Annotated in this window: 12 protein-coding genes; 4 read left to right on the top strand and 8 right to left on the bottom strand. The window is 58.5% G+C overall.

The genetic code is table 11. The features are described 5' to 3' along the window. Positions 1 to 93: 93 nt before the first annotated feature. Positions 94 to 1,638, top strand: coding sequence for an ankyrin repeat domain-containing protein (locus tag AB4043_RS06630; protein ID WP_442300507.1), 1,545 nt, complete (start codon positions 94 to 96; stop codon positions 1,636 to 1,638). 163 nt (positions 1,639 to 1,801) lie between these two features. Here AB4043_RS06630 and AB4043_RS06625 read toward each other — a convergent pair whose 3' ends face one another. From AB4043_RS06625 to AB4043_RS06615, 3 genes are all read right to left on the bottom strand, one after another. After that, positions 1,802 to 2,401: a TMEM175 family protein gene (locus AB4043_RS06625; protein WP_442300508.1), complete on the bottom strand. Its 600-nt coding sequence runs from the start codon at positions 2,399 to 2,401 to the stop codon at positions 1,802 to 1,804. A 13-nt stretch (positions 2,402 to 2,414) separates the two neighbouring features. Further along, entirely contained in the window at positions 2,415 to 3,110 is a 696-nt protein-coding gene (locus tag AB4043_RS06620; RefSeq protein ID WP_442300509.1) for an alpha/beta fold hydrolase, read from the bottom strand. A gap of 66 nt (positions 3,111 to 3,176) precedes the next feature. Then, the gene (locus tag AB4043_RS06615; RefSeq protein WP_442300510.1) at positions 3,177 to 4,025 is read right to left on the bottom strand and encodes an alpha/beta fold hydrolase; all 849 of its coding nucleotides are present in this window, start codon (positions 4,023 to 4,025) and stop codon (positions 3,177 to 3,179) included. A gap of 115 nt (positions 4,026 to 4,140) precedes the next feature. On the opposite strand from AB4043_RS06615, the gene AB4043_RS06610 reads away from it, so the two are divergent. Both AB4043_RS06610 and AB4043_RS06605 read left to right on the top strand, forming a co-directional pair. Next, positions 4,141 to 4,773, top strand: coding sequence for a CGNR zinc finger domain-containing protein (locus AB4043_RS06610; RefSeq protein WP_442300511.1), 633 nt, complete (start codon positions 4,141 to 4,143; stop codon positions 4,771 to 4,773). A gap of 149 nt (positions 4,774 to 4,922) precedes the next feature. Further along, positions 4,923 to 5,774: a maleylpyruvate isomerase N-terminal domain-containing protein gene (locus AB4043_RS06605; protein ID WP_442306712.1), complete on the top strand. Its 852-nt coding sequence runs from the start codon at positions 4,923 to 4,925 to the stop codon at positions 5,772 to 5,774. Positions 5,775 to 5,805: 31 nt separating this feature from the next. Here the strand turns inward: AB4043_RS06605 and AB4043_RS06600 are convergent, their stop codons facing one another. From AB4043_RS06600 to AB4043_RS06590, 3 genes are read right to left on the bottom strand one after another with little or no spacing between them, the layout of a single operon-like run. Then, positions 5,806 to 7,716: an ABC transporter permease gene (locus AB4043_RS06600; protein ID WP_442306713.1), complete on the bottom strand. Its 1,911-nt coding sequence runs from the start codon at positions 7,714 to 7,716 to the stop codon at positions 5,806 to 5,808. Beyond that, a complete protein-coding gene (locus AB4043_RS06595) occupies positions 7,716 to 8,084 on the bottom strand; it encodes a hypothetical protein (protein ID WP_442306711.1) in 369 nt (122 codons plus the stop codon). Before AB4043_RS06595 ends, AB4043_RS06600 begins: the two co-directional genes overlap by 1 nt. 9 nt (positions 8,085 to 8,093) lie before the next feature. Continuing rightward, positions 8,094 to 8,429: a PadR family transcriptional regulator gene (locus AB4043_RS06590; RefSeq protein ID WP_442300514.1), complete on the bottom strand. Its 336-nt coding sequence runs from the start codon at positions 8,427 to 8,429 to the stop codon at positions 8,094 to 8,096. 347 nt (positions 8,430 to 8,776) lie between these two features. On the opposite strand from AB4043_RS06590, the gene AB4043_RS06585 reads away from it, so the two are divergent. Beyond that, on the top strand, positions 8,777 to 9,763 hold the full coding sequence (locus AB4043_RS06585) for an arabinan endo-1,5-alpha-L-arabinosidase (RefSeq protein WP_442300515.1): 987 nt from the start codon (positions 8,777 to 8,779) through the stop codon (positions 9,761 to 9,763). Between the two features lie 4 nt (positions 9,764 to 9,767). Here the strand turns inward: AB4043_RS06585 and AB4043_RS06580 are convergent, their stop codons facing one another. Both AB4043_RS06580 and AB4043_RS06575 read right to left on the bottom strand, forming a co-directional pair. Beyond that, positions 9,768 to 10,781, bottom strand: coding sequence for an amidohydrolase family protein (locus tag AB4043_RS06580; RefSeq protein WP_442300516.1), 1,014 nt, complete (start codon positions 10,779 to 10,781; stop codon positions 9,768 to 9,770). Between the two features lie 12 nt (positions 10,782 to 10,793). Further along, the coding region (locus AB4043_RS06575; protein WP_442306710.1) for an SMP-30/gluconolactonase/LRE family protein at positions 10,794 to 11,569 on the bottom strand (776 nt) is incomplete at its 5' end.

Genomic DNA, 11,569 nt, shown 5'->3' with positions numbered 1-11,569 from the left:
GGGATTATCCCACCTTTGCTTTTGCGTGATCTCACAACCCACTCTCTTCTCGCCCGACGAAGCGGATCGCGGGCTCATAAGAAGGAGTGAGTTATGTCTATCCGCGAACTTCCCGCGCGCCCTAACCTCGAACATCTCAAGAACCAGGCACGTACACTGCTGCAACAATCGCAGGCTGCGGACTCGTCCGCGACCGCGCGCTTCAGTGCCTGGGATGTTACGTCGCCGAAACCCAAACTCGCCGATGCGCTGCATATCATCGCCCGCGAGTATGGCTTCGATACCTGGCCTGCACTAAAGCTCCACGTCGAACTTGCCTCGGAAGATGCGATGAAGGCGCTCTCCGCCGCCATCAAGTCCAACCAGGCAGCGCTGGTCCGTGAGGTGACAACGCGTCATCCATCGCTCAGGGCGACGATCAACGAGCCTTTACCGGACTACAGTTTCGACGCGCCTGCCATTGTCGCTGCGGTGCAGCGCAACAACCGCGAGATGATCGATGTGCTGCTCGACGCCGGAGCCGATGTCAACGCTCGCACCCGCTGGTGGGCGGGCAGCTTCGGTGTGCTTGACTCTGCCGACAGTGAGCTTGCCGCCTACCTCATCTCACGCGGAGCGACGGTGGACATTCATGCTGCCGCGAGACTGGGTATGATCGATCGCGTCCGTGAGCTGCTGGCGGTTGATCCAAAGCTTGTTCATGCCCGTGGAGGCGATGGACAACTCCCGCTGCACTTTGCGGCAACGTATGAGATTGCCTCCCTTCTGCTCCATCGTGGCGCAGAGATCGATGCGCGCGATATCGATCATGAGTCCACGGCCGCTCAGTACATGGCCTGCACGCGGCAGATGCTGGAGTGGCGCGAACCTCACCGGCACGACATCGTCCGCTTTCTGATCGAGTTCGGAGCGAAGACTGACATCCTGATGGCATCGGCCATCGGCGATCTGTCGCTGGTGGAGCGCATTCTCAACCATGATCCTGAAACCATTCGGACCACGGTCAGCGAGCGTTACTTCCCAAAGCAGAATCCGCATTCCGGCGGATCGATCTATTTCTATGGTTTTGGGATGACGAAGTCGCCGCACATGATCGCACACGAGTTTGGCCACACCGCGGTCTTCGAGCTGCTGATGCAGCGCAGCCCGGCGTGGCTTCGCCTGATCAACGCGGCCGAGATCGGGGAAGGCGCTCGCGTTCAGAACATTCTGTTGGAGCATCCCAACCTGTTTCAAAAGCTCTCGTCTAACGCCGCCCGCCGCATCGTCGGGACGGCGGTGCGCAACAACGCCCGTGCCGTGGAGCTGCTGGTCACGAGTGGATGGCCCGTAACCGCCACGCTTGAGAACAACCAGACCGCGCTGCACTACGCCGCGTGGCATGGCAATCTCGAGATGGTCGACGCACTGCTGCGGCACAATGCCGTGGTGAATATCTTCGAGACCGAGCACGGAGGCAGCCCGCTTGCGTGGGCGTTGCACGGCTCACTGAATAGCTGGCACCGCGAAAAGGGCGATTATCCGGGAGTGACGCGGGCGCTGCTTGCCGCCGGTGCGCAGATTCCAAAGCCTGAACGACCGCTCGAAGCTATTCCGGAAGTGCTGGAGATCATTGAGCAATACAAGGAAGAACACTAGGATCGACAGGTTCGGTCGAGCCAATACTCTCGTTGCCCCATTCTTCGCGGTTTTATCGCGAAGGGTGGGTCCCGGCGAACTCGTTCGTTGGGGACCCGGACATGAGGCACCCAGTGCATGGGCGGTGTTCTTCATATTGCTCTCCTTGTATGAAATCGGTTGATTAGCGCCGCAGGAATCTGTGAAACAGCTCCGGCAAGCGGGGGCTCAGATAGATCAGCAGAACACAGCACACCAGGCTGAATCCCCAGACTGGCGACGAGAATGAGACGGCTGCAGCTGTAGTGAAGATAAGGAGGGCGACGTACGACCGGATCTTTGCGACGCGCCGCATTTGCGGAGTGATGTCGGCCTCCGTCGCCTGCGAGAATGCAGTCCGCTCGAAGGCGATGTAGGCGATCTCAATCAGAACGAAGACCAATGCATAGACAAAGACCGGAGCCGCAGCGAGTCTGGAGCCGGCCATCCATCGAGTAGTGACAGGCACCAACGAGATCATGAAAAGGTGCCCGAAGTTCCACCAGATCAGCTCCGGCGTTGCGATTCGGGCAAAGCGGAAGAGGTGATGGTGATTGATCCAGATAATCGCAATGAACAGATAGCTGACCGCATAGCTCAGCAGCAAGGGCCACAGAGGAGCCAGCGCACGCAGCGTCGGCTCCTCCGGCGGTTTCAGGTCCAGCACCATGATGGTGATGATGACGGCGAAGACTCCGTCAGAGAATGTTGCCAGCCGTTCCGAGGTTGTCTTCTTGTCCAGCATGAGCGGTCTCCCTTCAGGCCAGCGTCGACTGCGCAGCTTCTAGAATGATGTCTACAACCTTCTCTGGAGCAGTCAGCAGCGGCGTGTGATCCACGGCAAATGACTCCATCGTGGCGTGCATGCGTTCCGCCATGAAGCGCTGGGTCTTGCGGTTGATCATGCGGTCGTCTTCCGCGATGAGATACCACGACGGTTTGGACTTCCATGCTGGAGTGGTGACCGGTTCCTGAATGCTCTTCACTGCAATGGGGCGCTGCACAGCCCGGGTAACGGCGATCTGTTCGTCTGTGGCGTTCTGGGCAAAGGCCTGTTCGAAGCCCGTATCCGGCATCCAGATAAAGCCATCGGCATCCGGCGCAAGCTTGGGAGCATCGGGATGCGGCTCGTCACGATAGAAGACATGGGCAACGGTCTCCCCTTCGTCGGGCGCCAGCGCCGCAATGTAGACCAGCGCTTTGACGCGTTCCTCGTGGGCGGTTCCAATCACGGCTCCCGCATAGGCGTGTCCCGCAAGGATGACGGGACCCTGCGTCCGGTCGATGGTGCGGCGCAAGGCGGCGGCATCATCGCTGAGCGAGGTCAGAGGCAGCGGAGCGGTGACAACGTTCCAACCTTGCTGCTGCAGTTTGCGGATAACGAGCTCCCAGCTTGATCCGTCGGCCCACGCACCGTGGACCAGAACGATGGTGGCATTCTTTGAGTAAGACATGGTGTATCTCCTCTTTGGTGGTGCCTTGTAATAGCGAACGCGAACGAAGTTGGGTGGGGCCGAAGCTCAGCCGAGAACCTTTGTGATCTCTTGCGCGATGAAATCGGCTGAGTCTTCCAGCGCGAAGTGACCGGTATCGAGAAGATGCAGTTGCGCAGCAGGGATGTCGCGCAGATAAGCCTTTGCGCCTTCGACGGTGAAGAACGGATCGTTCTTGCCCCACACGACTAGCGTCTTTGGCTGCCGGCTGCGGAAGAACTCCTGCCACTCGTCATAGTGCGTCAAGTTTGATTGATAGTTGTGGAGCAGGTTTAGCTGGATGGCGTCATTGCCGGGGCGATCGAGGAAGAACTGATCGACGGTGTAGGAGTCCGGGTTGATGCGGGAGACTTCCTTCACGCCATGCGTGTACTGGAAGAGGGTCATCTCTTTTGTCAGAAGGCCGCGGACAGGCTTCTCCGTCTCCGTATTGCGGTTCGCCCAGAACGGTTTCATCGCATCGAAGCCCGATCCGATGCCCTCGGCATAGGCATTCCCGTTCTGCACGACGATGCCTTCAATGGCGTCGGGATGTCTGTAGGCGATGCGATAGCCCACGGGAGCGCCATAGTCCTGCACATAGATGCTGAACTTCTTCAGCCTCAGGACACCGAAGAGCAGCTCCTCGGTATAGTCCGCAAGGCGGTCAAAGGTGTATTCGAACTCGTTCACTGATGGCATATCGCTGTAGCCGAAGCCAACGTAGTCCGGGGCAATGACGTGGAACTTCTCCGCAAGCTTTGGAATCAGGTCGCGAAACATATGCGATGAGCTTGGAAACCCGTGCAGCAACACGATGGTCGGAGAAGAAGTGGAACCGGCCTCACGGTAGAAGACCCTCAGGCCGCGGACATCGGCGTGTTGAAACGTGGTCATGATGTTTCCTCCTTTTGGCCCGCTTTCCAGCGGAACGAATTCAGACTATACAACACCGTTAAAAATGTAAACAACGGTGTTAAACTTTTCATGCGATATTTTGGAAGGGAAGACCATGCGTACTGCTTCTCCAGATGCCGGCGAATGGGTCGACGGCTTTTTGTTCGTCGCCAACCGGCCCATCCTGGACTTCCTCAACACGAAACCGATCCTGGCGGACGGCCCGACCGAGCTTCTGCCGGACGCGCATTCCCTGGAGCGGTGGCTTATCGCATCCGGAACGGTGACTTTACCGAAGACGAAGTCACTTCTGCGGAGTTGGCGGCAATCCTCCGAGGCGGAAGCCTTCCGGAAAGACCTCATCGCATTTCGGGAACGCCTGAGAGATGCAGTCCTGCGCATGGAGGCCGGCTCGGGTCCCTCTGACGACTTCCTGAAAGAGATCAATGCGCGGCTTCAGCAATATCCCCTTCACACCGCGCTTCGCAGGCGCGATGGCGGTGTTGTGCGCGAGACCTTTTTTGATCCTGCCGAACCCGCGGGTCTGTGGGCTCCCATTGTCGACGGAGCCGCCGATCTTCTGGCCGAGACGGAGACCTCGCGGATCCGTCAATGCGAGTCGTGTATCGTCCACTTCTTCGACACCAGTAAGAAGGGATCACGTCGCTGGTGCAGCATGAATATCTGCGGCAACAAGATCAAGGTGGCGGCCTATCAGCGCAGGAAACGAGACCGCGATTCGGAGTGACATCGGCCTGAGAGTTCGTTCTGGTGGAGCATTTTCCCTGTAGGTGTAGAGTGGGCTTCTGCATCTGTGGGCGTTTTCCGCAACGAAAACGCCGCTGCACTCCTCTTTCAGGCTACCCAGCAGCAGGGAAAATGCTCTAGCATGGCGCGATGGAAACGCACCGCCGGCTTGAAGGGTACGAACCCATTCTTTGCGCCCCTCTTCTGCGAAAGGTTGATCGCGAGCTGCTGCATCTTCTGAGCTCTCTGACGGAAGAAGAGTGGGGATACCGTACCGTATCGCCGCGGTGGGAGGTGCGCGATGTCGCCGCGCATCTTTTGGATACCGCCTTGCGGAAGCTCTCTATGGTGCGCGACGCCTGGTTTGTCGACAAGCAGATTCCGCAAACGCCGCAGGAGGTGGTCTCACTGGTCAATCGTCTGAACCAGGAGGGCGTATCCGTCTTTCGGCGGCTCAGCCCGCCGGTATTGATTGAGCTGACGAAGACTGCCTGTGAACAATCGGCAGACTTTCATGAATCGCTCGATCCGTTTGCCCAGGCAACCTTCAACGTCAGCTGGGCCGGAGAAGAGACCTCAGCAAACTGGTTCGATACGGCGCGCGAGTTGACCGAACGCTGGCACCATCAGCAGCAGATTCGTCTGGCAACGGGCAGGCCGGGAATTCTGACACGAGAGCTCTATCATCCTGTGCTGGACTGCTTCATTCGCGGCCTGCCGTATGCCTATCGACATATCGATGCGCCTTCCGGAATCAATGTCCTGCTTGAGATCTCAGGGGAGTGCGGCGGAAGCTGGGTGCTCTCCCGGGAGGAGCATCGCTGGCATTTTCTCCAGGAGATGCCGGCGCGGATTACGTGCAGGGTCACAGTGCCCGAGCAGATCGCATGGATGCTCTTCACTAAAGGGATCGATCGCGACGTTGCTATGTCGCAGATCGCGATCGATGGCGACGAGAGGCTCGCCGAGGGGATTCTCGGTCATATTGCTATTGTTGGTTGATCCGTTCCGCGCATGTCGCAGATGCGAGTGCCTACTCATGCCGTAGGACTCGCATTGCATCAACCTCGAGAGCTTTACGTGCCGGCATCCATGCCGCAAATGAGATGATGACAGTCAGCAGTCCAATCGCGCCGAGATAGGCCGCCGGGTCGAGGCCGCTCACGCCATATAGGATGCGCCGAAGCAGTTGTGAAGCTGCCGCAGCCAATCCCGCGCCGCCGATCAATCCAATCGCCACCGGCCCAACAAACTGAAGCAGCATAGCTTTGATCACATGTGTCTTCTTTGCGCCGAGTGCGAGGCGAATCGCAATCTCCCGTGTCTTTTGCGAGACGGCGTATGCGACCAGTCCAAGCAGGCCTACAGCCGCCAGCAACACGGCGGAGGCTCCCATCAGACTCGCGATCATGGCTCCCTTTTCTACAGTGCCAACCTCGTCCTGGAAGGACTCACTCAAACGATGGACAGTGGGGAATAGACCGGTATTAATGCTGGAGGTTACGGTCCGCACCGCGGCTGCCAGACCTTCAGGCTTTCCCTGGGTGCGTATCAGAAGCACCATGTGCGGCAGCGATCCGTCGTCGCTCATCTGGTAGAGCTCTGTCGCATCTGGATCATGCATCGACATCATGCGCGCATTCGCTACGACACCCACAACGGTGAAGTTCTCCGAGAGCGCATTAGAAGGGTCGAGAGGGAACTGTTTCCCAAGAGGAGGCTTACCCGGCCACACGCGCCGGGCTAATGATTCACTGACAACGACTTCGTTTGTGTCTCCCCGCTGGAAGTCGCGTCCGTTGAGGCGCGCGATCCCCATTGTGCTGAAGAAACCAGGCTCTACATGGCTGACGAAGACCCCGAAAGGATATCCGCCAAGTGAAGTCACATTCTTATGGCCCAACGGAGCCATCGATGTAAGGGCAACCGAGGTGACTCCGGGCAGTTGCCGCAATCTCACCTGTGCCGTGTTCAGGTAGCTTCTCGCTGTTGCAGCAGAATATCCGTGGGCCGCAAGGTCAGGATCCACGACCAGGATGTGCTCGTGGTCATAACCTGCATCACTCGAGACGGCGAAGTGCAATGCGCGGACCAGAAGCCCGGCGACGATCAGCAGCACACAGCTTGCCGCAATTTGCGCCGTGATCAGGATCTGCCTTGATCGCGTTCCGCTTCTCCGTTTCGCCGTAAGTTGCAACGCCGGGGCAAGACCGAAAACTACGGCGGCAATCAGCCCTACAGCTCCGGCGAAAAGCACCACCCTCCAGTCCGGAGCAGGATTGAGCCATGGAGGAGCATTCACCCGCGACAGGAAGACGCGCAGGCAGAGATATCCCATACCAACTCCAGCCGTGGCTGCCATCGCGGCCAGCAACAGACTTTCGGTTAAGAGTTGCCGCACGATGCGCTGCCGGCTTGCGCCCAGCGCAAAGCGGATCGAGATCTCATGGGAGCGAGTGACACCACGCGCGAGCATGAGGCCACCGAGGTTGCTGCATGCGACGGTCAGGATCAGCAGCACCAGTGTCGCGACCAACGTGAGCATTGGCACGTCGTCCTTTCGTACCGCCTGCAGGTACCCGCCGGGCTCGCTGACAACCCTCTCGTTGTCCCACACAGRTTTCGGTGATTGACGGCGCAGTTCGTCAGTTAGCGCAAGCAACTCCTGCTCCGCTGCCTTTGGTGAGACTCCCCTTTCCAGGCGAGCCCACATATCAACCATTCCGTCGAGAGAGGTATCGGTCAGAACCGTACTGCCCTCCACGAAGTAGGGTTGCTGTGACAGGGGCGCCCAGAACGCAGGCTCATGCGGCAGCCCGAGACCGCTGAAGTTACGCGGAGCGACTCCTATCACGGTTGCCGGTTTATGGTTCAGATGGACGACACGGCCTACGATGTCAGGATTGCCGTCATAGTGCTGTTCCCAGAAGGTATGGCTCAGCATCACGACTGTACCAGCGTATCCGGATCGCGAACCGGCAGCGGTTTCAGCACGAACATATTGAAGAGACCGAACGCGGCGACGTTGACACCGATGCCGACGGCCAGCACCAGCACTGCCGCGATGGAAAACGACGGCGACCGCATCAGTGTCCGCATGCCGTAGCGCAGGTCCTGCCCCAGCCTTTCGATCCACGTCCATCCCCAGGTCTCATGGGCGCGTTCCTGCAGCAGCCTCTCGTTGCCGAAGTGCTTGCGCGGCGTGCCGGAGCGCTCCAGCATCTCGCGATGAAAGGCCATCTCGTCCTGCAGCTCGCGCTGCATCTGCCTGCGATGCAGCAGGTACCAGAGTCTCCGCCAAAGCTCACCCATGCCCGCCTCCTATGCCGTTCGCAGAATCGCCTTGATCGCCTCGGTGACACGGCCGTAGTCCCGAAGCTCCGCTTCCAGTTGTTTCCGGCCCGCCGCTGTCAGCTTGTAGAAGCGCACTTTCCGGTTGGTCTCGGAGATGCCCCATTCCGCGCTCACCCATCCTTTCAGCAGGATCTTCTGCAGCGCCGGATAGAGAGAGCCTTCCTCGACCTCCAGCACCTCGTTGGAGAGCACATGAATCTTCTGCGCGATGGCATATCCGTGGAGCGGTCCCGCCCGCAGCACGCGGAGAACCAGCATTGCCAGAGCGCCGGAAGGCATCGATTGTTTAGAGATAGATTCCATAGGCATAGATTATCTATGCCTATGGCCGGAAGATGTCAAGTCTCTCTAAAAGGCTCGTGGTAAGGACGGATAGCGCTCGTCGCATTTTGGGTGTTCCTCGAGTGGTGTAAGTTCTAGAAAACAGGGTGGTAGGCCGGCTGTTTCGTAGCTGGGCCGCTCCGCATTCTTCCCCACACTGGAACTGCAATATCGCGGCAGATATAGGCTTGCTATCCGCACCCTCCGGCTCTCAGCGATAATCGAAGTACAGCGTTTTTGCAGGTGTTGTTATGTCCCCCCTCCGAAGGGCCTTAGCCCTTTGCGCACTCAGTGCGTTTTCTGCCTTGCTTGCAAGCTGCGGTTCAGGCGTGCATGCCTCCGATACTGCGGCGAATCCGCTCTCGTATGGCGGCCAGCCGGCGATTGCTCTCGGCGCAACCTCAGTAAGCGGTGATATCGCTCCGGTGCGCGATCCCAGCGTGATCTATGTCGATGGAACTTACTACATTTTTGTCACCGATGCTGTCGGCGGATGGAAAGGCTCGCTTCCATTCCTATGCTCCAGTGATCGCACCGTATGGCGTTATTGCGGCAGTATCTTTCGCGCGATGCCGGAGTGGCTGCAGGCAAAGCTCCCGGGTCTTACTGAGATCTGGGCTCCGGATGTCTCCTACTTCAACGGTGAATATCACGTCTATTACTCGGCCTCCATCGTAAACACGACCCGCACGGTCATCGGGTTGGCAACGAACGTCACGCTCGATCCGCAGGATCCTCGCTATCACTGGGTCGACCGCGGCATGGTCACCGAATCCTTTGCCGGAGCGGAGATCAATGACCTCGATCCAAACATCCTTGTGGATGGCGATCGTGTCTGGTTAACCTACGGCAGCTACTGGGACGGCATTCGCCAACGGGAGATCGATCCGGCGACCGGCATGCTGAAGCCCGGCCAGGTCTATGAGATGGCCGCCCGCCCAGGGGTTCCGGTGCATCCCATCGAAGGCTCCTCGCAGCTTCGCCATGAAGGCTGGTATTACCTGTTTGTCTCAATAGACCGCTGCTGCAACGCCGACCTCACCACCAACAACTACAAGATGGCTGTTGGGCGATCGAAGAGTCCCAATGGTCCCTTCATCGCTAAGGACGGCACGCCGATGATGGATGGTGGTTCGACGGTAATTCTTGAGGGAAGCGCGCAGTGGGCAGGCGTCGGAGGCGGAATGGTGTACGACGATCCTGGGACCGGGAAGACGATGATTGTCTTCCATGGCCAGAAGATCACCGAAGGCGGTCGCGCCACACTCTGGGTCAAAGAGGTTAGCTGGACCGATAGCTGGCCTGTAATCCTTTAGAGAATCAACGCTCCCTGCTCGCTTTCATGTAGGGAGCGAGGTTGTTATCGATCGCGGCCATCTCGTCCTTGGTCAGCGGAAGCTGACGGTAGGCGGCAATGGCCTTCACCGGTGTAAAACCTGTCCATGCACCGTCGCTCCCGAACAGAATGCGGCGCACACCAGCCTGGCGGATCTTTGACGCGATTTCGGACGCGATCTCGCCTTTCTTGTTCTCCCATGCATCACCCAGGCCGGCCACTCCGGAAATATCGAAGTAGACGTGCGCCACGCGTCGATCGCGATCTGCCATTGCATGGAGGAAGACCGAGAGCGCCTCATCCGTTGCCGGATCGTCCCATCCTCCGCTTCCGGCGAGATGGGCAATCTGCACTACGCTATGAGGAACTGCCGGAAGCAGTTGGCTCAGAAAGACCTCCGCTTCTTTCTTTCCGTACGGACGATGATGTGTCACGTTCGCATGCATGTGCACAATGATCGCCATGTGATGCCGGTCGGCCGTCTGGAAGACCTTACGAAGCAAGCCGACGTGGGCCGGATTATCGAGATCGACATCGGAGTTTCCAAAGTGCAGCTTGATGCCTGTCCTGAGATAAGGGTCTCCAGCGCATCGCTCAATCTCGGTCACTGCATACTCCCGTAATGGATCAATGCCGCAAACCCCGACGAGCCTGTCTGGGTATTGCTTGACCTGCTCTGCGGTCCAGTCATTCTCCGCTTTCACCTTGGCATACTCGTCCTGTACGGGAGGACGGTTCGGATTTCCGAACTGATATGCGAGTGAGAGAACGACGGCCTTCCGCAGGCCGCCACGATCCATCTCAGCGATCAGATCGCTTGCGGAGAAGGTCCTCGATGCTCCAATCAACTTCGCCACCTCGGGGCTGAGCAGGTGCTGGTGATAGTCGATGAGAGGCGTGTTTTGAGCGCCACAGACGATCGTCGTGAAGAAGATCAGGAGGACGATGCGTAGGTGTTGGATATGTTTCCGGCCTGTGGCGCACTGTAGCAATCGCATGGAGTGAGGAGCCTATTTAGGCATGGGAAGGGAGACAGCCTTACCTGCGCCCCGCTCGGCGATCCACAACGTATCGCCGGCGGGTTCCACTCCCGTCGGGGTCTTGAGGCCCTCGTGGATTACGGTGACGCTTGCCTTCTCTCCGTTGACGGTGATGACGGAGATTTTGCCGCTTCCATTTTCGGCGATGATAAGCTTGCCGTTCGCCGCGCGCATGCCATCAGGCCCCTTCACCGGCTGGTCCATCCATATATCGACAGGCGTCCCCGGTTTGCCCGCGGCATCCACAGGAATGCGATAGAGCTTGTTGAAGAACACGTTGTTCACGTAGAGGGTTCCGTTCAGAAAGGTAATGCCGTCCACACCCATCAGCGTACGGTGCTCCAGGTAAAGCTCCGCGGTTGAAGCGCCGGCAGGCAGCCTGAAGATCTTGCCGTTGATCGTATCGGTGATATAGAGCGCCTTATCCGGGCCGACTGAAAAGTCATTACAGACGCTGTCCTCCCCAGGCAGGTTCCAGCGGGTCTTCTGCGTGCCCGTGGAAAGATCAAAGCCTCTCAAGGCAGTATGCCGCTTCATCGGTGTAGTGCCCGGCACTGGAGTGAGCTGGCACGTCCACAAGGTGTTGCTGGAAGCGTCCGCCAGCATGCCGAAGAAAAACGTTCCCGGACCTTCTTCACTCGCGTCGATAAATTTCTCCGCGGTCGAGGATCCCGGCCGTACCTTGTAGACGAATGGCGAACTGGCGCTGCCGACAATCAACACTCCGCCAGGAGCGATGGTGAGAC

The sequence above is a fragment of the Terriglobus sp. YAF25 genome, from assembly GCF_052113305.1.
In the GTDB taxonomy this organism is placed as follows: Bacteria; Acidobacteriota; Terriglobia; order Terriglobales; family Acidobacteriaceae; genus Terriglobus.
The sequence above is the reverse complement of the archived record's forward strand: the minus strand, read 5'-3'. Positions and strand labels throughout refer to the sequence as shown.